Origin of the sequence: Lolliginicoccus lacisalsi (assembly GCF_014841105.1) — a bacterium.
Lineage (GTDB): Bacteria > Actinomycetota > Actinomycetes > Mycobacteriales > Mycobacteriaceae > Lolliginicoccus > Lolliginicoccus lacisalsi.
This window is the reverse complement of record NZ_JACYWE010000005.1, coordinates 12,750-34,979: the sequence shown is the minus strand read 5'-3', so window position 1 is coordinate 34,979 and position 22,230 is coordinate 12,750. Positions and strand designations below refer to the sequence as shown.

The 22,230-nt window shown below is 69.9% G+C and carries 24 protein-coding genes; 10 read left to right on the top strand and 14 right to left on the bottom strand.

Annotation, left to right across the window (positions count from 1 at the left end):
• Nucleotide 1 precedes the first annotated feature (1 nt).
• The 4 genes from HT102_RS09430 to HT102_RS09415 all read right to left on the bottom strand — a co-directional run bounded on the left by HT102_RS09430 (nt 2) and on the right by HT102_RS09415 (nt 3,370).
• The gene (locus HT102_RS09430) at nt 2-1,015 is read right to left on the bottom strand and encodes a glycoside hydrolase family 26 protein (protein ID WP_192039180.1); all 1,014 of its coding nucleotides are present in this window, start codon (nt 1,013-1,015) and stop codon (nt 2-4) included.
• Nucleotides 1,016-1,144: 129 nt separating this feature from the next.
• Complete coding sequence (locus HT102_RS09425) at nt 1,145-2,173, bottom strand: MerR family transcriptional regulator (RefSeq protein ID WP_192039179.1); 1,029 nt, start codon at nt 2,171-2,173, stop codon at nt 1,145-1,147.
• Nucleotides 2,167-2,838 (bottom strand): HEAT repeat domain-containing protein, encoded by a 672-nt coding sequence (locus HT102_RS09420; protein WP_192039178.1) that lies wholly within the window; start codon nt 2,836-2,838, stop codon nt 2,167-2,169. Before HT102_RS09420 ends, HT102_RS09425 begins: the two co-directional genes overlap by 7 nt.
• 67 nt (nt 2,839-2,905) lie before the next feature.
• A complete protein-coding gene (locus HT102_RS09415; protein ID WP_192039177.1) occupies nt 2,906-3,370 on the bottom strand; it encodes a hypothetical protein in 465 nt (154 codons plus the stop codon).
• 156 nt (nt 3,371-3,526) lie between these two features.
• Between HT102_RS09415 and HT102_RS15950 the strand changes: the two genes are divergently transcribed.
• Together HT102_RS15950 and HT102_RS15945 are read left to right on the top strand one after the other, a co-directional pair.
• Nucleotides 3,527-3,931 (top strand): VOC family protein, encoded by a 405-nt coding sequence (locus HT102_RS15950; RefSeq protein WP_225443475.1) that lies wholly within the window; start codon nt 3,527-3,529, stop codon nt 3,929-3,931.
• A complete protein-coding gene (locus HT102_RS15945) occupies nt 3,928-4,374 on the top strand; it encodes a VOC family protein (protein WP_333473366.1) in 447 nt (148 codons plus the stop codon). The genes HT102_RS15950 and HT102_RS15945 overlap by 4 nt, the downstream gene beginning before the upstream one ends.
• A 122-nt stretch (nt 4,375-4,496) precedes the next feature.
• On the opposite strand, the gene HT102_RS09405 is transcribed toward HT102_RS15945, so the two are convergent.
• Nucleotides 4,497-4,955: a hypothetical protein gene (locus HT102_RS09405; protein WP_192039176.1), complete on the bottom strand. Its 459-nt coding sequence runs from the start codon at nt 4,953-4,955 to the stop codon at nt 4,497-4,499.
• Between the two features lie 112 nt (nt 4,956-5,067).
• On the opposite strand from HT102_RS09405, the gene HT102_RS09400 reads away from it, so the two are divergent.
• From HT102_RS09400 to upp, 3 genes are read left to right on the top strand one after another with little or no spacing between them, the layout of a single operon-like run.
• On the top strand, nt 5,068-6,348 hold the full coding sequence (locus HT102_RS09400; protein WP_192039175.1) for a GTP cyclohydrolase II: 1,281 nt from the start codon (nt 5,068-5,070) through the stop codon (nt 6,346-6,348).
• Nucleotides 6,341-7,531 (top strand): URC4/urg3 family protein, encoded by a 1,191-nt coding sequence (locus HT102_RS09395; protein ID WP_192039174.1) that lies wholly within the window; start codon nt 6,341-6,343, stop codon nt 7,529-7,531. Before HT102_RS09400 ends, HT102_RS09395 begins: the two co-directional genes overlap by 8 nt.
• Nucleotides 7,532-7,544: 13 nt before the next feature.
• Nucleotides 7,545-8,174 carry a uracil phosphoribosyltransferase gene (upp, locus tag HT102_RS09390; protein ID WP_192039173.1) on the top strand — a complete coding sequence of 210 codons (630 nt, stop codon included), beginning with the start codon at nt 7,545-7,547 and terminating at the stop codon, nt 8,172-8,174.
• An 82-nt stretch (nt 8,175-8,256) separates the two neighbouring features.
• Here upp and HT102_RS09385 read toward each other — a convergent pair whose 3' ends face one another.
• The 5 genes from HT102_RS09385 to HT102_RS09365 form a co-directional block, all read right to left on the bottom strand.
• Nucleotides 8,257-8,916, bottom strand: coding sequence for a hypothetical protein (locus HT102_RS09385; RefSeq protein ID WP_192039172.1), 660 nt, complete (start codon nt 8,914-8,916; stop codon nt 8,257-8,259).
• Complete coding sequence (locus tag HT102_RS09380) at nt 8,913-9,740, bottom strand: class I SAM-dependent methyltransferase (protein WP_192039171.1); 828 nt, start codon at nt 9,738-9,740, stop codon at nt 8,913-8,915. The genes HT102_RS09385 and HT102_RS09380 overlap by 4 nt, the downstream gene beginning before the upstream one ends.
• Before the next feature lie 83 nt (nt 9,741-9,823).
• Entirely contained in the window at nt 9,824-11,470 is a 1,647-nt protein-coding gene (locus HT102_RS09375) for a LuxR C-terminal-related transcriptional regulator (protein WP_225443473.1), read from the bottom strand.
• A 199-nt stretch (nt 11,471-11,669) separates the two neighbouring features.
• Entirely contained in the window at nt 11,670-12,812 is a 1,143-nt protein-coding gene (locus HT102_RS09370) for an RNA polymerase sigma factor (protein ID WP_192039170.1), read from the bottom strand.
• A 6-nt stretch (nt 12,813-12,818) separates the two neighbouring features.
• A complete protein-coding gene (locus tag HT102_RS09365; RefSeq protein WP_192039169.1) occupies nt 12,819-13,226 on the bottom strand; it encodes a YciI family protein in 408 nt (135 codons plus the stop codon).
• 121 nt (nt 13,227-13,347) lie between these two features.
• On the opposite strand from HT102_RS09365, the gene HT102_RS09360 reads away from it, so the two are divergent.
• From HT102_RS09360 to HT102_RS09350, 3 genes are all read left to right on the top strand, one after another.
• On the top strand, nt 13,348-14,277 hold the full coding sequence (locus HT102_RS09360; protein WP_192039168.1) for an SDR family oxidoreductase: 930 nt from the start codon (nt 13,348-13,350) through the stop codon (nt 14,275-14,277).
• Nucleotides 14,278-14,507: 230 nt separating this feature from the next.
• On the top strand, nt 14,508-15,188 hold the full coding sequence (locus tag HT102_RS09355) for a response regulator transcription factor (protein ID WP_192039167.1): 681 nt from the start codon (nt 14,508-14,510) through the stop codon (nt 15,186-15,188).
• A complete protein-coding gene (locus HT102_RS09350) occupies nt 15,185-17,767 on the top strand; it encodes a DUF4153 domain-containing protein (protein WP_192039166.1) in 2,583 nt (860 codons plus the stop codon). Before HT102_RS09355 ends, HT102_RS09350 begins: the two co-directional genes overlap by 4 nt.
• Nucleotides 17,768-17,775: 8 nt before the next feature.
• On the opposite strand, the gene HT102_RS09345 is transcribed toward HT102_RS09350, so the two are convergent.
• From HT102_RS09345 to HT102_RS09335, 3 genes are all read right to left on the bottom strand, one after another.
• A complete protein-coding gene (locus HT102_RS09345; protein WP_192039165.1) occupies nt 17,776-18,240 on the bottom strand; it encodes a hypothetical protein in 465 nt (154 codons plus the stop codon).
• Between the two features lie 26 nt (nt 18,241-18,266).
• A complete protein-coding gene (locus HT102_RS09340; protein ID WP_192039164.1) occupies nt 18,267-19,457 on the bottom strand; it encodes a Fic family protein in 1,191 nt (396 codons plus the stop codon).
• Nucleotides 19,458-19,670: 213 nt separating this feature from the next.
• Nucleotides 19,671-20,957, bottom strand: a complete 1,287-nt coding sequence (locus HT102_RS09335; RefSeq protein WP_192039163.1) for an RNA polymerase sigma factor — start codon at nt 20,955-20,957, stop codon at nt 19,671-19,673.
• 148 nt (nt 20,958-21,105) lie between these two features.
• On the opposite strand from HT102_RS09335, the gene HT102_RS09330 reads away from it, so the two are divergent.
• Nucleotides 21,106-21,477: a DUF1129 domain-containing protein gene (locus HT102_RS09330; protein ID WP_192039162.1), complete on the top strand. Its 372-nt coding sequence runs from the start codon at nt 21,106-21,108 to the stop codon at nt 21,475-21,477.
• A 49-nt stretch (nt 21,478-21,526) separates the two neighbouring features.
• Nucleotides 21,527-21,754 (top strand): EF-hand domain-containing protein, encoded by a 228-nt coding sequence (locus HT102_RS09325; RefSeq protein ID WP_192039161.1) that lies wholly within the window; start codon nt 21,527-21,529, stop codon nt 21,752-21,754.
• Between the two features lie 4 nt (nt 21,755-21,758).
• Here the strand turns inward: HT102_RS09325 and HT102_RS09320 are convergent, their stop codons facing one another.
• Entirely contained in the window at nt 21,759-22,178 is a 420-nt protein-coding gene (locus HT102_RS09320) for a YciI family protein (protein ID WP_192039160.1), read from the bottom strand.
• Nucleotides 22,179-22,230: the final 52 nt, after the last annotated feature.

The following is a 22,230-nucleotide window of genomic DNA, read 5'->3' as shown; positions in this document are numbered from 1 at the left end:
GTCAGCGGAGCCTTTCGTGGAGTGCGCCGGCGAATGCTGCTGCGGCTTCCGGGGTGCTGGAGAATCGCCAATCTGCTTCCTTGTCGTGATCAAACCAGATGAATGCCGCGACGGATTCCTCCTCGTCCAGCAGGGCAATGAGCTCGCGGATCCACTCGGGCTTGGATCCGCCCGCTTCGGCGCTGCCCACCTCGGTTATCACGATGGGCTTGCCGGGCGCGATCGCGCGCAGCTCATCGAGCGTCGGGCCGAACAGGCTCGTGGGGTCGATCCAGCGGGTCCATGGATGGGTGGTGCCCCAGTTGTATCCATCAAGCCCAATGACATCGACGAAGCGATCGCCGGGGTACAGGTCCGCGATCGGTGAGCTGCCCGGGAACGAGACGTTCGGCGACCAGATCCATTTGACGTTGCTCGCCCCCTTCGAGGCGAAGAGATCGTGGATATGGCGCCACGCTGCCACATAGGTATGCGCGCTGGTTCCCTGCTCGACGCTCCACGGATACCATGTGCCGTTCGCCTCGTGCGCGAAGCGCAGGTACACAGTGCTTCCCCAGGCAGCGAGCTGGTCCGCCCAGCTGTACAGGTAGTCGTCATGCAGCCCGTCCGCGATGGACCGCAGCGAGAAGGCCGCGTTGTCGTGCTCGCCCTCGCCAAGCCAGTGCCAGGGCTCCCATGTCACGACCGGTTCAGCCCCGAACGACACGGCCGCGTCGAGATCGTGGATCGGTGGTGGGGCGGTGAAATCGGAGAACGAGAGAATGAGTGTTGGTGGCTGGCCAGCGGACTGCCGCGCGCGCTCGAGCTCGTCGAGCGCCGCTGGTCCTCCTGGGTTGCTGATGCCGAACCGCAGGCAGTCGTCGTTGAGGGCATGAGGGGGCGCATCGGAGCAGTCGTTGCCTCGCGCTGGTGCCGCGCACGCCACGATAGGCGCCAGCAGGAGGATCGAGGCGGCGATGAGGAGGCTCGCTCCGCTATTGGATCCGCGCCTCAGCGTTGAGAAGGACGGGCTCATCGACTCCTCTCCCGCCGGCGAAGTGACAGTTTGTCATATTACTGGACGGTACCGGCGAGCGTCATGTGCCGCAGCATGACCCCGAAGATCCTGGTGCCGCGAGCCCAGCGCACCAGCCGCGGGCGCGGGTCACTTGCCGGGAGATCGCGCGCCCCGCTCGGGGGGATCGCGGTCGGCGAGGATCGCCATGGCGGTGAGCGCGACGGAGCGATCGTCGTCCTGCGTCATCCGGACCAGCTCGCGCGCGGGGGCAGCGCCGGGGATCTCGGCGAGCGCCTGGGCAAGGCGCAGGCGCTCGCGCGGGCCTGGGTCGCTGCCGAGCGCGGCGACGAGGGTGCCCACGATCTGCTCGGCGGTGCTGGGGCTGACCGCGAGTGCTCCGAGCTTCTCCGCGGCCTCCACATCGCTTACCCCCTCGATCACCATGTCGATCAGCGTGGGCAACGCCGCCAGTTGCCCGCGCGCCCCGAGCTCGAGCGCCGCGCGGGCGCGGACCCTGTCATCGGTGTCCGCGAGCGCGACCTCGAGCAGGCCGATCGCTTCGGGGCCCGGTACGGCGGCAATGGCCTCTGCCGCGCGCCGCCGTGTCGCGGCATCGGGCGCGGCAAGGCCGGGCGCGACGCCGGCCAGTCCGTCCACGCCCGCTCTCGCGAGCGCCCACATGAGGGCTCCCGCGACATTCGGGTCGGGCTCGGCGAGAGCGGACTCGGCGAGCACCTCGACGGGGAAGCGAGCGCGGTGGGTCGCGGAGAGGACGGCTTGCTGGCGCAGGGCTGGGTGCTCCGAGCCGAGGGCGCGCAGCAGCTTGATGATGCTCAGCACATCTCCCCATTGGGCCGGGTCCGAAGCTTCGACCTTGCGCAACCGCGCGAGCAGTTCCTGCTCGCGGTCGATTCGCTGCCGCGTCCGGCGGATCAGGTCCGCGAACAGCGTGGACGGCGCGAACGCTGGATCGTCGAGCGCGCGCTGGACATCGCGCAGCGAGAGCCCGAGCGACCGGAGGCTCTCCACGTGCAGGATCCGCTGGATGTCCGCGCGGGAGTACTCGCGGTAGCCGCCCGGGGTGCGGCCTGTTGGGGTGACCAGGCCCAGGGACTCGTAGTGCCGCAGCATGCGCGTGCTGACCCCCGAGTGCTGGGAGACCTCGCCGATCAGCATCGTGGCCCCCCCGCTGGTGCGCTCTGCGTGAGGGCGATGCGCTGGGCATGCTCGACCGCGGTGGCGAACTCGCTGCCGGGATCGAGCAGCAGTTGCTCGGTGGCGATGGCGTGGGCGCGCACCGCTGGGTCCGCGTCGCCGGTCGCGGCGCTGAGCAGCGACGGCACTGTGTCGCCGAGCACGATCAGGGCTCGGCTCAGGCTGAGCCGTGTCTCGTTGTCCCCGCGTCCGAGGTGTGCCGCGAGTCGCGCGGCCAGGGCGGCTTCGTGCCCGGGCGGCACGAGCGCGACGGCAGCGCGCCAGGCGCTGCGCGCGACCTCGTCATCAGCATCATCGAGCAGTGGCGGAATCGCTGGCCACACGATGGGGTCGCCGATCTTGGACAGCGTGTGCAAGGCCTGGCCGCGGGCCTGCGCGGTTGCCGAGCCGAGCTCGGCGAGGAGTCTCGGCACGGTGGTCTCGGCGGGTTGCCGGACGAGGGCCCAGGTGAGCATGTCGCGGACGAAGAAGTCCGGTTCGATCGCGCAGCGCGCGACTAGTGGCGCGACGAGCCTCGCGCCAGGATGCGTACCGGCCATCAGCGCGGCCCGGAGCCGTGTGGACGAGCGAGCATCGCTAAGCGCGTCGATCAGGCGGGCGTCCAGTTCGTGGTCGGCAGTTGTCATAGCGGCCACCTCCTCTACCGGACAGTAGAAACCTTGCCATCGGGTCAAGGTCAAGCGCGTTCCGCCGCTAGGGCGCGGTGAACGTTCCTACACCGGGTATCGACGGCTGCCCGGCGGAGGGCCGGTAGGCCGAGCCGGTGACGCCGATGGTGAACAGAACCGGGCCCGGACCGGTATGCACGGTGGCGGTCTCCGGGGTGGGATCGAGGAAGTTCGTGCACGGCCGCACCGTCGTGGTGCCCGCGGCGCCGGTAGCGACGTTGAGGTAGTCGATGCGCACGAGCGCGCCACCGTAGGTCGTGGCGCATGCCTCGGGCCGCGTGGGTGCCGCGAAGGTGACCACGCCGGGACCCACGCTCGCGACGGTGACCGCGGCGCCGTGGATGCCGGGCACGACGAGGCCGGACACCACGAGGCTGTGGGCTGGCAACTGGAGGGCGCCGATCGGATCTGCCGCTGCAGTGCTGATGCCCGTTGCGAGGGGCACGAGGAGGGCTGCGCCGACGGTGGCGGCGGTGCGTGAGATGTCCATGGCTCCCCGATTCGTGGTCACTAGTGACTGCCTTGGCCCGAGTGTGACTGCCTGCGCCCGAGGCTACGTGGCCGCCGGGTGAATTGTCCCCGGCTTTCTTGTCGGAGCCCGGGTACAGAATGAATACTGTCATCCAACGACGTGGAAGGAAGCGCCATGACCGCGCTTGATCGCTACATCCCGGGAGTGCCCTGCTGGGCCGACACCAGCCAGCCAGATCCGGATGCCGCCGCCGAGTTCTACGGCGGGCTTTTCGGCTGGCAGTGCGAGGATGCGATGCCGCCGGGCGCGCCCTCGAAGTACCTGATCGGCCGCCTCGCCGGTGGTGACGTCGCCGCGATCATGAGTTCCGGGGACGAACCGTGCTCTCCGACGTGGAACACCTACGTGTGGGTGGAGAGCGCCGACGTGACCGCGGGCCGGGTCACCGAAGCGGGCGGCACCGTGGCGTTCGGGCCCTCGGATGTGCCCGGCCAGGGCGGATGGCAATATGCGCCGACCGCGAGGGCGCGCGCTTCATGGTCTGGGAGGCGCACGCGCATCGTGGTGCTGCCGTGGTGAACGAGCATGGCGCCGTGAACTTCAACGACCTGTACAGCCGGGATCTCGAGGCGGCCAAGCAGTTCTACAACGCGGTCTTTGGCTGGGAGAGCATCGATCTCGGGCCCGGTGGCCAGATGTGGACCCTCCCCGGGTACGGCGACCACCTTGACCTGCTCACTCCCGGCCATGCCGAGATGATCGCCGAGATGGGTGGCCCCGCGGGGTTCGAGAACGTCGTCGCGAGCCTGAACCTCATTGATCCTGACGATGCGGACACCCAGCCACACTGGGGCATCACCTTCGCGGTCGAGGACGCTGATGCCACCGCCGCGAGGGCTGTCGAGCTTGGTGGCGCGGTCGTGCTGCCACCCACCGATGCGCCGTGGGTCCGGATGTCCGTGCTGCGTGACCCCGCTGGAGCTGTCTTTAGTGCCAGCCAGTTCGCGCCCGAGAACGCGTAGCCGCTGGCGAGGCGCTTGACCGTTGCCCACACGCTGGCCAGGTGGGGCTGGCCATCATTCCCGAGGGTCCAGGCCTGGTGCGGTCGCTTCTGCGCCGCGCAGCTTGATCGAAGGCGAGCGCGCTAGCCAAAGTGTTGCTGCAACCGCCGATGCCGGTGGGCGAAAAAGGCATTCAGGACGTATCCGATCAATCTAGTGGCCGGACGGAGCGCGACCCTGGGAACAAGGGTGATCCGATCACGCACGAGGGTGCGTCCACCAGCGGCGGGGGCGAGCACTCGTTCGTGCTCCCACCGCCTCATGCTCAGCATCGTGGACTTCTCGTGGAACCGCCGGCCCGGGTCGAGCTCGGCGATCATCAGGTCGTCGAAGTCGAAGGGCACCACGCCGAACAGCCGCAGCCACGCCTTGCCGAGCGGTGCGCCGACCGTGACCGTGTCGATCGTCCTGTGCTCGGTACCGAGCGGCAGGCTCATCGTCAGCCACGGCCGCATCTCGTCGTTGATGCCCTCGGGGCTCACCACACGGGCCCACACCTGCTCGATCGGTGCGTCGACGATCGATTCGTGGTGGACAATCACTCGATGGCTCCCTTCCGTGTCCGCAATGCCTCGTCGTGCGCATTGCCCCTGCCAACCCAGTATCGTTGAGTCCTATCCTCCGCGCGGCCGGGATCAATGACCAGGGGGCACCATGTCCACTGATGCGGACAACCCACCTTCGAACGGGGCTAGCCAGGCCGGGCACATCCGGCTGACCTCGCATGCGGGCAGCGCGGGGGCCCTGCCGGTCACGTGGGGCGCAGCGACCCCGGCCGAGCGTGGCCCCATTGTCGGCACGACGGCCTCGCGCGCCCAGCGCAACGTCATCGGCACCCATAGCGGCTCCTACAGCGTGTACCGGGCGCTCGCGGTGGCTGCGGGCGCATTATCGCGGGACCATCGCGCGGACCTGACGAACACGGCACCGACGGTGACGATCGGCCCGCATCCGCAGTGGAGCGACCCGCGCGCGATCGTGAGCCTGGATCCGTGGGGCGCGATGATCGCCGAGGCATTCGCCAGCGAGATCACCTCGGGCGTGGACATCCGACCCACGATCGCGGTGACCAAGGCGCATGTGACGGTGCCCGAGGTGTCCGACGCGATCGCCCAGGGCCGGCTCGTTCCCGACGGCCGGATCCTGCTGGCCAGTGGCGCCGCGGTGGTCACCAAGGTGGCGATCGAGCCCGTCTGGTACTTGCCCGGCATCGCCGACCGGTTCGGTTGCACGGACACCGAGCTGCGGCGGGTGCTGTTCGAGGAGACGGGCGGGATGTTCCCGGAGCTGGTCACCCGCCCTGACCTGGAGGTGTTCCTGCCGCCGATCGGTGGGCAGACGGTATACATCTTCGGCAGGGCTGCCGACCTCGCTGAGCCCACGGTAGAGCTGACCGCGCGGGTCCATGACGAGTGCAATGGCTCCGACGTGTTCGGCTCCGATATCTGCACGTGCCGCCCGTACCTCACCCATGCCATCGAGGAATGCATCCGTGGCACGCAGCGGGGAGGCGCGGGCGTGGTCGCGTACTCCCGCAAGGAGGGCCGCGCGCTCGGGGAGGTCACCAAGTTCCTTGTCTACAACGCGCGCAAGCGCCAGGAGGGCGGCGATACCGCGGACCGCTACTTCGCCCGCACCGAATGCGTCGCGGGCGTGCAGGACATGCGCTTCCAGGAGCTGATGCCCGATGTCCTGCATTGGCTGGGCATCCGGCGCATCCACCGCCTGGTGTCGATGAGCAACCTCAAGTATGACGCGATCACCGGGTCGGGCATCGAGGTCGGCGAGCGCGTGAACATCCCCGAGGAGCTGATCCCGCTGGACGCGCGCGTGGAGATCGACGCGAAGATGGCCGCGGGCTACTTCACCCCCGGCGCAGTGCCGGACGCGCAGCAGTTGAAGCAGGTCAAGGGCCGGGGCTGGGCCGATGACTGAGACCCCCGCGCGCGCGGCCGCGGCGCTGCGATCGACGCGCGCCATCCGGGAGCGTGCCCATCACCTGCTGCAGCGGGCCCGGGATGGTCGCTCGAGCTGGTTCGACGTTGATGACGACGCGCTGGAGAATGCCACCACCGACGTTGCCGCGGTCACCCGAGAGCGCTACCCCAGCCTGGAGATCCCCTATCACAGCAGGTGGCGTCACTTCGAGGCTGGCGGGGTCGACCGGATCGCTGGCCTGCACGAGCGCCTCGCCGGACTCGATCCCTGGGCGCGCGCCGCGTCGATGATCGACCTTGTCGTGGTCAGCGTCCTCCTCGACGCCGGCGCGGGACCCGAGTGGACGTACGTCGAGCAATCGAGTGGCCAGGTCCTCGCCCGGTCCGAGGGCCTGGCCGTAGCGAGCTGGCATGCGTTCAACGATGGCCTGTTCTCCAGCGACCCGGCGAACCCGTGGCAGGTAGACGTGGTCGGCCTGTGGGACCTGACCGGCGCGGGGCTGGCCGAGGCATTCCAGGTCACTCCCGCCAACCCCCTCGTCGGGCTTGACGGACGGGTGCGGCTGCTGCACCGGCTCGGCGATGCGCTGTCCCTCGCCGGCCGCCCCAGCGAGCTCTTCGCGGGGATCGCCGCGGCATCCGCCCACGATGTGCTCGACCGTGTGCTCGATGGGCTATCAGGCATCTGGCTGTCCGGCAACACGATCGGTGACGTGCCGCTCGGTGACTGCTGGCGCCACGAAGCCATCGCCGGCGCGGGCCTGACGCGCGGCTGGATGCCATTGCACAAGCTGTCGCAGTGGCTCGCCTACTCGCTGATCGAGCCGCTCGAGCAGGCCGGGGTGGCGGTGACCGGCCTCGATGAGCTGACGGGCCTGCCCGAGTACCGCAACGGTGGCTTGCTGCTCGACACTGGGGTGCTGCGGCTGCGCGATCCTGCGCTCGCGGCACGGAGCTGGAGCGTCGGCGATGAGCTCATCGTGGAGTGGCGCGCGCTGACGGTTGCCTTGCTCGACGAGCTCGCCCCGCGGGTTCGCTCCCGCCTCGGCCTGGGCGCGGAGCAGCTTCCGCTGGCGTGCGTGCTCGAAGGTGGCACGTGGGCGGCGGGACGTGCCTCGGCGCAGCGCTTGCGCGGCGGATTGCCACCCCTATCGATCGCCAGCGACGGCTCGGTCTTCTAGCAAGGAGCACACCATGGGCACTGTCAATGTGATCGACCATCCGCTCATCGCGCACAAGCTGACGCTGATGCGGCGCAAGGAGACTTCGACGAAGAACTTCCGGCAGCTGCTCGATGAGATCTCCATGCTCATGGCCTACGAGGTGCTGCGCGACTTCCCCGTCCAGCCGGTCGACATCGAGACTCCTCTCGAAGCGACCACCGGCAATGTCATCGACGGCAAGAAGGTCGTGCTCGTGCCGATCCTGCGGGCGGGCACCGGCATCCTCGAAGGCATGCTTCGCGTCGTGCCGGGGGCACGCGTGGGCCACATCGGGCTGTATCGCCAGCCCAAGACGCTGGTGGCGGTCGAGTACTACTTCAAGATGCCCGACGAGCTGCATGAGCGCGACATCGTGGTGATCGACCCGATGCTCGCCACCGGCAATACCGCCCGCGCGGCGATCGAGCGGATCAAGGAGCTCGCGCCCCGGTCGATCAAGTTCGTGTGCCTGCTGACCTGCCCCGAGGGCATCGAGGGGCTGCACCGGGCGCCCCCTGACGTGCCGATCTACACCGCCGCGATCGACCGCGAGCTCGACGAGCATGGCTACATCCGGCCCGGCCTCGGCGACGCTGGCGACCGCATCTTCGGGACGCGGTAGCCGGGCATCCCCAGCGCGCGCTCGGGGTGGGTGGTCCACTGGCGAGCGCGCGGCTGGAGCCTGCGAGATCACCTGTCCGTTGTCATAGCCTCGTCCCCGCCATCTGGTGCTCCTGGCGGTGCTCGGTGGCTGCCCACATCGCGGTGGCAAGCAGCCAGAGCGCGACAGCAGCGGCCAAGGGCTGCACATAGAACTGCGCGATGCCGATGGGGATGATCCGGGACGCGGCGAACACGATCAGCGCGATCACCGCGATCGTGCCCTCGATCCGGCCTAGCGCCCCGGTGCGCTTGATGGCGGCCGCGAAACCAGCGACGCCGAGCAGGAACGCCACGCCGCTGATAAGCAGCACCGGTTTGAACCACGTCATCAGCGCGTCCTGGACTGCTTCGGCATCCGCGCCGGCCTCGTGCGCCGCGAGGGGACCGAACTCCATGCCGGGCAGGAGCGCGTACCCCAGGCTGCCGAGGACGATGAGACCGAATCCGGCTGAACTGAGCCAGCGGTCCCCCGCATCACGCAGATAGCTGTGGATGGCGGCGAACGCGACGATGAGGAAAGCCGATGCCACGGCGAGCGCGATGTGCGACAGGCCCCAGACAGTCGGGTGCTCGGCTATGTGCTCGGCAACAGCCGCGCTGTCGGGCAGGCGCCCTGGGATTGGCGGGTGCCAGAGCAGGGCTCCGGCGAGCACCACCGGGGTCACTGCCGTCGCTGCCGCTCCGGTCTTGTGCATGTTCATGAGGGGACCTCCTTGTGTTGAGCGCTGTGTCGCTGCCCCGGCCTGATGCCGGTCGCGACGTTGACGGGCGCGAGCAGGACCGCGCCACGAGATCCGCCCGAACGTTCCCGCAGCATCCCGTCGAGCACCCGTTGCACGGTTTCGCACTGGGATCGCGGAAGCCGCGAGACGAGCAGGGACACGTCCGCGTTGCTGGCGGCGAATGCCTTCCAGAGGTGGGCTCCCGACCTGAATCGCACGGAGCAGCTCACTTCCTGGGCTCGGACGTCCTCCAGCCCGGCGCTGCGCAGCAGGCTGGCCAGTGCCTGTGGGTCGCGCGCCTGGACAGGCAGCCCCGGATCCATCAGAGTGGGAGCGATCCCAGGTAGCGCGGCCCGCAACGCCGCCGCGACAAAGGTCAGAACCTCGGATGCGCGCCGCGCGCCCCACGCGGCGATAAGGACAGTTCCGGCGGGCCTGGTGACCCGCACGAGCTCCTCCACGCCCTGGCGCATGCCTGGTAGCAGCGGGATGCCGTTCAGCGATGCCGTCACATCGAAGCAGCGGTCGGGCATCGGCAGGCCGGGGCCATCGCTGACGCGGGCATCGAGGTGCAGGCCTTCGCGTTGCGCCCAGCTAGTGAGCCGCTTGATCACCGCGGGATCAGCCGATGTGGCGGTGACCTGGGCACCCAGGCGCGCGGCCGGGACACTGAGTGGCCCTGCACCCACGTCGAGGAAACGTGAACCGGGGCGAACCGCCGATGACACGGACAGGATCTCAGCGCCGAGCCGCGCCCGTTCCTCCTCGCGGATCTGGGCCGATTCGGCTATCGAACGGGTCATGCTTTCGAGCGTAGAAATATCGGGCGAGCGTCCGCATCGGGAAAGACCCGCGATCGGCCTCCCCCGGCGGCGAGGGAAATCCCCTACTGCACGATCCCGTGCTGGTATGCGTATGCGGTCGCTGCCGCGCGGTTGGGTACGCGCAGCTTCGACAGGATGCTGCTGACGTGCCGCTCGACGGTCTTCTCGCTCAGGACCAGTGTTGCCGCGATGCGCTTGTTCGTGTTCCCCGCAGCAACGAGCGCGAGCACCTCGCGCTCGCGCGGGCTCAGATCACCCGGGTTGCCCGCGACGGACAGCGATGCCAGGTCACGCGCGGCTCCGAGCTGACGGTATGTGCCGCGCGCTGCCTCGAGCTCGAGTCGCGCGGTGTCTGTGTCGCCGAGCGCCAAGCAGGCGCGGGCGAGCAGCGCATGGGCGTGCGCGGCCTCGTACGGCGCCTCGAGCTCCTGCCAAACCCGCTGCGCGGCTTGCAGTTCAGCACATGCCTGCGCAGCCTTGTCCTCGGCGAGCAGTACCGCGCCAGCCGACTGGGCGGCAAGCCCCGCTAGCAGCGGCGTTGCCACGCTCTCGGCGATCTCGCCGAGCTCGACTACCGCGGTGCGAGCGCTGCTGGCCTCGCCCGCGGCGAGCAGCGTCTCGGCCAGCGCGGCCAGCAGCCGTGCCCGTGCTGGCTGGTCATGGGTCTCGTCGAGAACACGACGCAGGGATGCCGTCGCTGCGTCCGCGTTGCCCTGGGCTAGCCGCAACAGCGCAAGCCCGGGCTGTGGCGAATGCCCGTGCTCGACAGCGTCGTGGTAGGCCTGCTCGGCCGCGGCATGCTCGCCACGCAGGCGATACAGCTCGGCGAGCTGGTAGTAGGCCATCCCTGCCGCGGGCTGCCGCGGCCACGCCAACCGCTCGACAGCCCTGCGCGCCTCGGCCATTGCCTCGGCCCACTGTCCATGCCACTGCAGGATCTCCGAGCGGTGCACGAGGCACTGGCCCCGGTAGAGCACGAGATCAGGCTGGGTGCCGCACCAGCGTGACATCGCGGCCGTCCATTCCTGGGAGCGGCGCAGGTCCAGAATCCGCCGGCACTCGATCAGGACAGCGCAGTAGATGATCCCCGACGCAATGATCGAGACGTCACCAGCGGTCACTGCCACCATCGCGGCGTCAAGATGCTCCACTCCCTGGCGTATATCGCCACGCTGGATCAGTGCCTGTCCCTGGCCCAGGCTGCTCAGCGCCGCGAGGTCGGCATCACCGCACCGCTCGGCGATGCGGGCGGCCTGGGAGAATGCCGCGAGGGCCGAGTCGGAGTCTTGCTCGCTAAGCGCGTGGAGGCCCGAAGGCACCAGCAGCAGCCCGCTCTCGGCGCAATCGTCCGGCTCATAGGCGAGCGTGTCATGCGCGCGCCCGAGCCAGCCGCCGCCGCGCGCTGGTTCGCCGCGCATGACCAGAGAGATCCCCAGCCAGAACGCGCACCGCGCTGCTCCGGGCGCGCTTCCCCGCTCGTTATGTCCCCGGTACGCACGTTCTAGCGCTGCATCGCTCTCGGCATCCTTGCCCATGACATATGCCGCTGTCGAGATCAGCTCGATATCGCTGGGGCACAAAGGTTCCCGCTCAGCTGCCCGGGTGAGAACGGAGTACGCATCGGCCCATGCGCGCTCGCGAAAAAGCATCCTGCCGCGCTCGATCTGGCCGACCGTGCCGGTACTGTCCCGGGAGTCGCTGGTGGTCATGCTGGCACCTTCTTGGAGTCTCCTCATCCCCACCCTATCCCGATCCCCGGCCGGTGTGCGCTTAGCGATCTCACCCCCCGGACGTGTTACCGAATGCACCCTCGGGCGGCCCGCGGAGGGTGCAAAACCGCACACAACCGGCGCGCTGATGCCGCCCGCGCTGGCACCCCCAGCTGACACCGCCAGCTGGCACCGCCAGCTAGCGCGGCCCTGCGTTGAGCCGCGCGGCCTGCCGCATCAGGTGATCGCGCTCGGGCAGGCTAGGGGCTGCTTGAGCAGCGGCGGCGTAGAGCCGTGCCGCGGTGGCCGGATCGCCGTCACGCTCGTGCAGGTAGGCCGCGACGGCGGTGTAGCGGGGCAATCCAGGATCGAGCGCGGCGAGTGCCGCGAGCCCGGCCCGGGGGCCGTCGGCCTCGCCGAGGGCGACGGCCCGGTTCAGGCGGGCCACCGGGCTGCCGGTGATTCGCACGAGCTCGTCGTACCATTCGACGATCTGCGGCCAGTCGGTCTCCGCGGCGGTGGGGGCATCGGCGTGCAGGGCGGCGATGGCGGCCTGCGCCTGGTACTCCCCCAGCCGGTCGCGGGCCAGGACCGACTGGATCAGGTCGACGCCCTCGGCGATCATGCGGGTGTCCCATAGGCCGCGGTCCTGCTCGGCGAGAGGCACGAGGATCCCGCCGGGGCCGGTGCGCGCCGGACGGCGGGCGTGGTGGAGCAGCATCAGCGCGAGCAGGCCGACCGCCTCCTCGTGGCTGGTCAGGCTCGCGAGCTGGCGGGCCAGCCGGATTGCCTCGGCGGCAAGGTCGACGTCCCCGGAGTAGCCCTCGTTGAACACCAGGTACAGCACGCGCAGCACGGTCGCGACATCCCCGGGCTGATCAAGGCGCGCTCCAGCGATGGTGCGCTTGGCGCGGCTGATGCGCTGGGCCATGGTGGCCTCGGGCACGAGGTAGGCCCGCGCGATCTCGCGTGTGGTCAGGCCGCCGACCGCGCGCAGGGTGAGAGCGGTGGCCGAGGCCGGGGCGAGGGCGGGGTGCGCGCACAGGAAGTACAGCGCGAGCGTGTCGTCGGCCACCGTGGCCGGGCCGGGAGCGGGCTGGGCGTCGACAAGGGCTTCGCGGCGGCGCCGGGACGCATCGGCGCGGGTGGAGTCGAGGAACTTGCGCCAGGCCACGGCGACCAGCCAGCCCTTGGCATCCCGCGGTGGTTCCTCCGGCCACCGGCGCAACGCCTCGATGAGGGCTTCCTGCACGGCATCCTCGGCCGCGGCGAAGCCAGCTCCGCGTCGGACGAGGATGCCTGTGGCCGCGGGGACGAGCGCGCGCAGCAGTGTCTCGTCCACTGCCGGTCACTCCGTGATGGTGGGCGGCGCGGTGAGGAACGGGCGCAGCTCGAGCCATTCGTGGATCGGCTTGCCGCCCGCTCCCGGGGCGGCGGAAAGCTCCGCGGCGAGCTCGAGGGCCCGCTCGTGGGAGTCGACGTCGATCACCATCCAGCCGGCGATCAGGTCCTTGGTCTCGGCGAACGGCCCGTCGGTGACCGGCGGGCGACCCTCGCCGCCGAAGCGGACAAACGTGCCCTCCGGGGCGAGGGCCTGGCTGTCGACGAACTCGCCGGTGCCCTGGAGGCGGTCGGCGAAATCCTGCATGTACTGCACATGCGCGCTGATCTCGCCGGGGGTCCACTTCTCCATCGGCACGTCGTTGACCGCCGCGGGCGCGCCCCGGTAATGCTTGAGCAGCAGGTACTTGGCCATGCGATTCTCCTAGCGTGCGTTCCAGCCCATTGTGGCCGGGTTCTCTCCTGGGACGGAGCCACTTCTGCTTTCTCGACAGGAGACGGGGCCAGCGCGGCCGCCGGGCGGTAGGTTGACGGTCATGGACAATCCACTTGCCAGGCTCCGCAGCGAACGCATCGACCTCGACGGGAAGGTCGTGTTCATCACCGGCGCATCCCGCGGCATCGGTGCGGAGGTCGCGCGCCGGTGCGCCGCGAAGGGTGCCCGAGTCTTCCTCGCCGGCCTCGAGCCCGAGCTCATGCAGGCGTTGTGCGCGGAGCTCGGGGACGCCAATGCAGCATCCCTCGAGACCGATGTGGTGGATCTTGACGCGGTGCGCGCGGCCGTCGCGGCGGCGGTCGAGCGGTTCGGTCGCATCGATGTGGTGCTCGCCAATGCCGGAATCGCGCCCTACGGGACGGTGGCCACGATCGGCAAGCCGACGTTCGACCTCTCGATGGCGATCAATGTCGGCGGTGTCTGGAACACACTCAATGCCACGCTGCCGCACGTGACCGAGACGCGGGGCCACGTGCTGACGGTGTGCTCCGTCGCGTCGTTCGCCCCGCTTGGCGGCCTGCACGCCTACACCGCGAGCAAGGCCGCGGCGGAATCGTTGACCTCCGCGTTCGCCATGGAGGTCGCTCACCTTGGCGTCACCGTCGGCTCGGTGCACCCGAGCTGGATCGACACTGACATGGTGCGCGATGCCGAGGCGGACCTGCCGACGTTCCGCAAGATCCGCGCGATGCTGCCCTGGCCGCTGCACTCCACGACCACCGTCGAGAAGTGTGCCGCAGCGATCGTCTCCGGCATGGAGAAGCGATCATCGCGGGTGTTCAGCCCCGCCTCCGTCGGCACCGTGTACTGGTCGCGAGCGATGATCCAGGCCCCGCTCGCGGTGAAGTTCGCGCGTGGCATGTCGCGGCGGCTGATCCCGGATCTCGAGAAGGAGGTCCGTTCCCTCGGCCGCTCGCTGAGCGCCCGGCAGGCCGCGCAGCTCGAGGACGGCGACAGCACGGGCGCCTAGCTGGCCGGGAGTTTTCGGGCGCTTGGCGGCGCGTGGCGGCTCCCACTGGCAAAAGCACCGGAAACCACCACACGCGATAGAAGCTGCCCTGGTCTATACGCAGCTTCTATCGCGTGTGGCGTCGCGGCGTGAGAGCGCTGCGCGCTGCCGAAGCTCCACCGCATGTTTCTTCACACTATCTCCACGCTTTGCCCCCGATCGGTGCGCGAGCGCGCGCTTACGCTTGCGGCATGACAGAACCACTTGTGCTGGTGGTCGAGGATGATCCAGCCATCAACCAGGCGTTGAGCGATCGCCTGGCGGCCGAGGGCTTCCGCGTCGTGCGAGCCTTCGATGGCCCCGGGGCGGTCGCCGCCCACGAGGCGCACGCGCCCGATGTCGTGGTGCTCGACGTGATGCTGCCGGGCTTCGACGGCCTCGAGGTGTGCCGACGGATCCAGGGTGCGCGCCCGGTGCCGGTGCTGATGGTGACCGCGCGGGACTCGGAGACGGATGTGCTGATCGGGCTCGGCGTGGGCGCGGACGATTACGTCGCCAAGCCGTTCCGGATGCGCGAGGTCGTCGCCCGTGTGCAGGCCCTGCTGCGGCGCGTCGAGCGGTCGCGGGAAGGTGTCGTCACGTCCGCGGTGACAGTCGGTGGCCTGAGCATCGAGCCACGCGCCCGGCAGGTCCTCGTGGACGGATCGGCTGTGCACCTCACCCCGCTGGAGTTCGACCTGCTCGTGGCGCTGGCGACCGAGCCGGGAGTGGTGCGCTCGCATGCCGAGCTGATGCGCGAGGTGTGGGGCTGGTCGGAGGCTTCGGGCACCCGGACGCTGGCCAGCCACGTCAAGGCGCTGCGCGCGAAGATCGGGGCCCACCGGGTCCGCACCGTCCATGGCGTCGGCTACGCGATGGTGGTGGCGGCATGAGCACGGCGCGGCCGCTCGATGGCTTCCGGTCGATCAAGGCGAAGCTGGGCATCCTCGTGGGCGCGAGCGTCATCGTCGCTGTCCTGGTCGCGCAAGCGGGCTCGCGCGCGGGCGTGCCGGGCTGGCTGACGATGCCCGTGACCGTGGTCGTGGCCTTGCTCTTCACGCAATGGCTGGCGCGTGGGATGACGTCCCCGCTGCGGGAGATGACCGCCGCGACCGCGGTGATGGCGACGGGTGATCATTCGCGCCGGGTGACCGCGACCTCCCTCGATGAGGTGGGTGAGCTCGCGCGGGCGTTCAATCTGATGGCAGGCGATCTCGCTGCGGCGGACCAGCAGCGACGGCAGCTTGTTGCCACGGTCTCCCACGAGCTGCGCACCCCGCTCACCGCGCAGCAGGCGTTGCTGGAGAACTTGGTTGATGGCGTGGTGTCGCCGGATTCCGAGAGCCTGCGAACGGCGCTGGCGCAGGCCGAGCGGCTGAGCGGGCTGGTGACGGACCTGCTGGATCTCAGTAGGGTCGATGGCGGCGTCGCCAGCCTTGATATCGGCCTGGTCGATGTGGCAGCGGTGATCGAGCAGGGCGTTGCCGAGGCGCGGGCGCAGGGTGGCGAGCAGCGCGGTATCTGCATCGAGGTCGCGATCGCCGAGGGCGCGCGAGAGGTCCAGGCCGATGGGGGCCGTCTCGCGCAGGTAGTGGCGAACCTGTTGGACAACGCGGTGCGCCACTCGCCCGAGCGCGGCACGGTCACGGTGCGCGCGGACTGCCTCGACGGCGACCGGTGGTCGCTGGAGGTCGGCGATGAGGGGCCGGGCATCCCTCCTGATCGGGTGGAGCGGGTGTTCGCGCGGTTCGGATCGTGGGACAACGCCGGTGGTGGCACCGGGCTGGGCCTGGCGATCGCGAGCTGGGTGTGCGAGCTGCATGGCGGCTCGATCGCCGTTGTCGGCGGCACGGACAAGGATTCACGGCGGGGCGCGCGCGTGCGCGCCGTCCTGCCGAAGGCACCCCGGCCGCGCAGCGACGGGGATCACACGGAGGAGAGGCTCATGACTGACGATCCGGCACCGGCTGGGGCGGCAACGTTGACCGCGAGCGGGCCGATCCGGCCGACGACGCCACCGGTCGCCGATTCAACGGTGGCGCAGCTGTTTGGCCGCGCGTGGCCCGAGGAGGGGCAGCGCGCCCGCCCCGGCATCGTGCTGGGCAGCGTCGCGGTAGGCGCGCTCGCGGCCATCATCCTGCCGGCCCAGTCGAACATGGGGCTTGGCCTCCTGCTGGTGATGCTCGCGGCGGGAGGAGTGATCCTGGCGGGCTCGGTTCGCCGGGGTGATCCCTGGACGATCGTGCTCACGGTGGCGAGCCTGGCCCTGGCGTCGTTGCTGGTGCTGCGCGCGGCGGAATGGCTAGCGGTGCTCGCGGTTCTCGCGGGAGCGGTGCTGGCGATGGCAGGCCTGACCGGCGCGGTGTCGTTCGGGGCGATGCTCGCCGCGATGGCGGCGTGGGTGCTCGCGGCCATCCGGGGATTGCCCCTGCTGGGTCGCACCCTGAATGTGCTCGCGCGGCGCTCTGGCGTGTGGCCGGTGGTGCGCACGGCGGCGGTGACGCTGCTCGTAGTGGTGGTCTTCGGGGGGCTGTTCGCCTCCGGTGATGCGATCTTCGGGTCCTGGGCGGACCGGATCGTGCCGGACATGCAGGTCGACGGGTTCATCAACCGGGCGTTTGTTGGCTTCTTCGTCGGTGGGGTCGTGCTCGCCGCCTCGTACGTGGCGGTCAATCCCCCACCCGTGGAGAAGGCGAATCTGCCGGCGGGCACGCCGGTGCGCCGACGGTTCGAGTGGATCATCCCGCTCGCGATGCTCATCGCCATCTTCGTGGCGTTCGTCGCCGCCCAGGCCACCGCCATGTGGGGCGGGCACGACTACGTGCAGCGCACCACGGGGCTGACGTACGCGCAGTACGTGCACCAGGGTTTCGGGCAGCTCGTCGCCGTGACATTCCTGACGCTGATCACCGTGGCCATCGTGGCGCGCAAGGCGCCTCGCGCCACGCCGCTCGACCGGGGGTTGCTCGCCACCGCTCTGGGGGTGCTGGGCATCCTGGCGCTAGCCGTGGTGGCCTCGGCGCTGTATCGCGTGCACGTCTACCAGGAGGCCTACGGTTTCACCGTGCTGCGGCTCCTGGTGGTCGGCTTCGAGTTGTGGATGGGGCTCCTGCTCGTCCTGGTGCTCGTCGCCACCGCGATGCGCACGGGACGGTGGATCCCGCGGGCGGCGCTCGCCTCCGGCGCTCTGCTGGTCCTGGGCGTCGGCCTGATCAACCCCGAGGCGTGGGTTGCCGAGCACAACATCGAGCGCTACGCGCAGATCGGCAAGATCGACTTCGAGTACCTGCGCTCCCTCGGGCCCGACGCCACCCCGGCGATCATCGAGGGCCTGCCACGAGAGCTCGCGGAATGCATCATCACTGCCCCGGTCGGGGGCGCCAGCCTGCTGGATTGGAACCTGGGCCGGTCGCGCGCTGCCGATGCGGCGGCGGGATTCCCCGAGTTCGTCCGGCTCGGCTGCGAGGGCTGAGAGCGGGCTCAGCCCTGCGGGAAGTAGCTGCGCCCGCTGGGGTGGATGTACCCAATGATCGGGCTCCCCGGCGGGCACGCCGCGAGCCGAGCGCCTGGCACGATGACCTGCTCGAACCGGTCGGCGCCGGTGCTATCGCGGTAGCGCACCCGCAGGGTGTGGTGGCGGGTGCTGGAGAACAGGTTGAACGCCCGGCCATGCCCAGCAACCTCGCCCTCGACCGTCCTGCCGGCGGCGAGCGCGTCGAGGCGGAACCGGCGGGTTCGGTAGAAGTGCCGCAGGAACAGGTAGCCGATGCATCCGAACAGCACCGTCGGCATCACGATGGCGATCAGGCCCGCGCTCGGGCCGGTGGATAGCACGCTCACCACGACGGCGAGCGCGACCATCCCGCAGCACATCCAGCCCGCGATTGCGAACAGGATGATGCCGTGGGTGACGCGCGGCGCGGATTGAGTGGATGTGCTTGCCATATATCCATTATGCGTTGTCGCGGCGATTACGGTGCGCGCCGACGGGCCCGGTCGGCGAACGCGTCGATAGCGTCGAGCACAGCGCGGGCCTGCCACATGCGGTTGCGCTGCTGACCGGTGAACTCGGTGAGGATGCCGGCTTCGACGAGCGGGCCGATGGCGCGCAGCGCGTTCTGCGGGGCGATGCCGAGTTCGGTCGCGACCGTTGCCGCGTCGACGATGGGCTGACGGAGCAGGAGGTCGGCGAGCCGCCACGACGAGGCGCCCCGGCGCGCGGCGATCGCGGTGTCCCAGTTCGCGCGGATGCCCCGCAGGTCCGCTACCAGGGCGCGACCATTGGAGGTGGCGGCGAACGCGGCTTCGGCGAAGGTGGCGACGATGCGCTCGGGCTCGCCGTCGCGGTACGCGGTGAGGGCGGCGAAGTAGCGGCTGGTGTCGGTGAGCAGGCCCGCGGAGATCGGAATGGTGACGTTACGGGCGAGGCCGCGGCCGCGCAGCAAGGAGTGGACGAGCGCGCGCCCCGTGCGACCGTTGCCGTCGGTGAAGGGGTGGATGGTCTCGAACTGCGCGTGGGCGATCGCGGCGAGGATGAGGACTGGCATGTCAGTCCGTCGCAGGAACGCCGTGAGGTCGTCGAGCAGCGCGGGCACGTGCTCGTGGTGGGGCGGGATGAAGGCGGCGTCGTGCGGGCCGTAGGTGGTGCCACCGATCCACACTTGTTCCTCCCGCCATTGGCCTGCCCTGGGGTCGACGCCCTCCATCAGTGCCTTGTGCATGTCGAGGATCGCGTCCGGGGAGAGCCGGTCGGCGAGGTCGAGGGCGGCGCGCATGGCGCGTGTGTTGGCGACGATCGAGGTGGCGTTGCGCTTTCCGGTCTCGCCGAGCTCGGCGAGGACGATCGCCTTGGCGCCGGAGGTGAGGTTCTCGATCATCGATGAGGACGCGGACTCCGAGCGCAGCAGCACAGCGGCGAAGGGCGCGATGTCGGTTCCCAGCTCGGCGTCAAACCGGGCGAGCTCGGTGGCGGCCTGCTCGGCGAGGGCGAGCACGTCGCCCGGGAGCACGAGCTGCTGGTGGGCGATGGAGGGGGCAACAGCCGCTTGGTAGGGGCCCGCGTGGCGGTGGCGGATCGCGGCAGCGACAAGGTCGGGCGGGATGCGGGGCACCCAGGGGCGGGTCTCCGATCCGAGGCTGGGCCAGCTGGCTTCTGATGCCATGGCTCAACACTAGCTTCACTTGCACGCTAAGTGATAATAAGGGCGCTCGCTATGCTCGGATCGTCGCGTCGGCGGGCCCGCCCGGGTGCTCCGGAGCCCGACCGGGTGCTACGGAGCCCGCGAGTGTGCGAAAAGCGACAGCCCCAGCCAGGAAAGCTGTCGTTTCTCGCACACTCGCCGACAACCCCCGAGGACGACAACCCCCGAGGCCGACTATCCCAGCGCGGCGAGCTTGTCCTCGAGGCCGCCCCGCTCCTGCTCGTTGCCGCACAGCTCGATGGCCCGGGACAGCTCCGCCCGGGCCTCCCCGTCGCGGCCGAGGCGCGCGAGCAGCTCGCCGCGCACGCTCGGCAGCAAGTGCGAGCGCGCGAGCCCCGCATCGGTGGCGAGCGCCTCGACCATCGGCAATGCTGCTGCCGGCCCGCGGGCCATGGACACCGCGACCGCGCGGTTGAGCTCGACGATCGGTGACGGGGCGAGCCGCGCGAGGGTCTCGTAGAGCTCCACGATCCGCTGCCAGTCGGTCTCGTCGATGGAGCTCGCGACCGCATGGCATTGCGCGATGGCGGCCTGCACCCCGTAGGGGCCGAGGCCACGGCCGAGCGTCTGGGCGTGCGCGAGGGCGGACCTGCCCCGCCGGATCGCCCCCTGGTCCCATCTCCTGCGGTCCTGCTGGTCGAGCAGCACGGGACGGCCGTCGGGCCTGGTGCGAGCGGGAAAGCGTGCCGCGGTGAGCTCGAGCAGGGCGAGCAATCCGTGTGCTTCCGCGGAGCCGGGCATCAGCCGGGCCAGCATGCGCGCGAGGCGCAGCGCCTCGCTTGCCATGTCGAGGCGGATCAGCGAGGCGCCCGAGGTCGCGGATGAGCCTTCGGTGAAGATCACGTAGATGACGTTGAGCACGGAGCCGAGGCGCTGCGCCCGCTCCCCGGCCGGGGGCACTTCGAAGGTCGCGGAGGCCTCGGCGAGGGCCTTCTTGGCGCGGGTGATGCGGGCCTGCACGGTCGCGGTGGGCACGAGGCAGGCGCGGGCGATCTCGTCGCTGGCCAGGCCCGCTACTACGCGCAGGGTCAGCGCGATCCGGGCCTCGCGGGAGAGCGCCGGGTGGCAGGAGATGAACATCAGCGCGAGGATGTCATCGTCGATCTGGTCGGGGTCCCACAGGATCTCCCCCGACTGCCCGCTGCGCGCGTCCTCCCAGATCTCGTGGGCGAGGAGGGCGTAGCGATCGTCGCGGGCGGCGCGGCGGCGGAAGCCGTCGATCGCGCGCCTGCGACCCACGGTGAGCAGCCACGCGGCGGGGTTGCGCGGTACCCCGTCGCGCGGCCAGGTGACCAGGGCCTCGGCGAGGGCTTCCTGCGCGAGGTCCTCGGCGAGCGCGAAGTCACCGGTGTAGCGGGCGAGCGCGCCAACGATCCGTGCCGATTCGATCCGCCACACCGCCGCCACCGCGTCGCGGCTCGCCCTGCCCACGACCGCCGCGTCCCCGACCGCTTCGCCCATTCCGCGTGCCTCCTCGCCGTGGGCCGCCGCTCGTGCAGCCTCTCGGCCATTGTCTCCCGATGGGGGCAGGCAATAGGTGCCACGGCACGCCGGTCGCCGGTAGTATCCTCGTGTCTCCCGCTCCCGTTCCAAGCCTAGGACGTGCCCCATGCCCGCGCCCGGTCTCGATGAGTACCTCGACGAGCTTGTCATCGCTTTGCAGGTGCGCAAGGTACCGCACGCCACGATCCACGAGATCGTCTCAGAGGTGGAGGGCAAGGCCGCGGCCACGGGAAAGCCCGCGCAGGACCTGTTTGGCTCCCCGCGCGCGCACGCCGACCGGTGGGGCAAGGATCCACGGTGGCCGCTGTGGGCGAAGGCCATCGCCGTGGTGCTGGTGCTCGCGTTCGCGGCAGGGTCGATCTGGCTCGCGCAGCACCCAGACATGGTGCTCATCGGCACGCTCGTCGCGTTCATCGCGCCGTTCCTGATCTTCCTCGCCTGGGCCTACTCGCACCGCGCGCAGCCCAGCGAGGACTGACCGCGGCATTGCGCCAGCAGCGGGGTCGCGCGCTGCTAGTGTCGCTCGCATGGCGAGCAACGAGGATGGAACGACGAGCGAGCTGCGCGAGGCCTTCGACCAGTTCGACAAGGACGACAACGGCCATATCGACAGGGGCGAGTTCGCGCAGCTCGTCGCGATCCTGGATCCAGGGATGCCGGAGGAGCAGGTCTCCATCGGGTTCGGCGAGATCGACAGCGACAGCAATGGCGCGATCGATTTCGCCGAGTTCGCCCAATGGTGGGAGAACCTCTAGCGCCTCAGAGCTGGCCGGTGGCCTCGCGCCAGGCGAGCTCCCGCCGGATCCATTCGTTGTCCTGGGGGAACTCGTCGATGGTGGGCACGCGCCGGATCTCGGTCTTGAAGCCAGCACCAAACGAGGGCATCCGCGTGGCCCACTCGACCGCTTCCTGCTTGGACGAGACGTTGAGGATGTAGAAGCCGTTGAACAGCTCCTTGGTCTCGCCGTAGGGACCGTCGGTGATGACCGGGGGCTCGCTGGAGTAGTCCACGATGACGCTGTCCCCGGCGTCGTCGAGGCCTTCCGCCGCGACGAGGACCCCGGCACGGATCAGCTCGTCGTTGAACTTCCCGACGGTCTCGAGCATCTCGGTGAAGTCGAAGTCAGCCATCGACTGGGCTGCCTCGTCGGTGGTGCGCATGATCAGCATGTACTTCATGGGGGTGTTCCTTTGCTGGAGGGCCCGGGCTGGTGCGCCGGGCTTCATCCCT

Bases quoted from the DNA above. Each gene is read 5' to 3' on its own strand.
- HT102_RS09430 (WP_192039180.1), bottom strand. From the start codon at position 1,015: ATGAGCCCGTCCTTCTCAACGCTGAGGCGCGGATCCAATAGCGGAGCG.
- HT102_RS09425 (WP_192039179.1), bottom strand. From the start codon at position 2,173: ATGCTGATCGGCGAGGTCTCCCAGCACTCGGGGGTCAGCACGCGCATG.
- HT102_RS09420 (WP_192039178.1), bottom strand. From the start codon at position 2,838: ATGACAACTGCCGACCACGAACTGGACGCCCGCCTGATCGACGCGCTT.
- HT102_RS09415 (WP_192039177.1), bottom strand. From the start codon at position 3,370: ATGGACATCTCACGCACCGCCGCCACCGTCGGCGCAGCCCTCCTCGTG.
- HT102_RS15950 (WP_225443475.1), top strand. From the start codon at position 3,527: ATGACCGCGCTTGATCGCTACATCCCGGGAGTGCCCTGCTGGGCCGAC.
- HT102_RS09400 (WP_192039175.1), top strand. From the start codon at position 5,068: ATGTCCACTGATGCGGACAACCCACCTTCGAACGGGGCTAGCCAGGCC.
- HT102_RS09395 (WP_192039174.1), top strand. From the start codon at position 6,341: ATGACTGAGACCCCCGCGCGCGCGGCCGCGGCGCTGCGATCGACGCGC.
- upp (WP_192039173.1), top strand. From the start codon at position 7,545: ATGGGCACTGTCAATGTGATCGACCATCCGCTCATCGCGCACAAGCTG.
- HT102_RS09385 (WP_192039172.1), bottom strand. From the start codon at position 8,916: ATGAACATGCACAAGACCGGAGCGGCAGCGACGGCAGTGACCCCGGTG.
- HT102_RS09380 (WP_192039171.1), bottom strand. From the start codon at position 9,740: ATGACCCGTTCGATAGCCGAATCGGCCCAGATCCGCGAGGAGGAACGG.
- HT102_RS09375 (WP_225443473.1), bottom strand. From the start codon at position 11,470: ATGACCACCAGCGACTCCCGGGACAGTACCGGCACGGTCGGCCAGATC.
- HT102_RS09365 (WP_192039169.1), bottom strand. From the start codon at position 13,226: ATGGCCAAGTACCTGCTGCTCAAGCATTACCGGGGCGCGCCCGCGGCG.
- HT102_RS09360 (WP_192039168.1), top strand. From the start codon at position 13,348: ATGGACAATCCACTTGCCAGGCTCCGCAGCGAACGCATCGACCTCGAC.
- HT102_RS09355 (WP_192039167.1), top strand. From the start codon at position 14,508: ATGACAGAACCACTTGTGCTGGTGGTCGAGGATGATCCAGCCATCAAC.
- HT102_RS09350 (WP_192039166.1), top strand. From the start codon at position 15,185: ATGAGCACGGCGCGGCCGCTCGATGGCTTCCGGTCGATCAAGGCGAAG.
- HT102_RS09345 (WP_192039165.1), bottom strand. From the start codon at position 18,240: ATGGCAAGCACATCCACTCAATCCGCGCCGCGCGTCACCCACGGCATC.
- HT102_RS09340 (WP_192039164.1), bottom strand. From the start codon at position 19,457: ATGGCATCAGAAGCCAGCTGGCCCAGCCTCGGATCGGAGACCCGCCCC.
- HT102_RS09335 (WP_192039163.1), bottom strand. From the start codon at position 20,957: ATGGGCGAAGCGGTCGGGGACGCGGCGGTCGTGGGCAGGGCGAGCCGC.
- HT102_RS09330 (WP_192039162.1), top strand. From the start codon at position 21,106: ATGCCCGCGCCCGGTCTCGATGAGTACCTCGACGAGCTTGTCATCGCT.
- HT102_RS09325 (WP_192039161.1), top strand. From the start codon at position 21,527: ATGGCGAGCAACGAGGATGGAACGACGAGCGAGCTGCGCGAGGCCTTC.
- HT102_RS09320 (WP_192039160.1), bottom strand. From the start codon at position 22,178: ATGAAGTACATGCTGATCATGCGCACCACCGACGAGGCAGCCCAGTCG.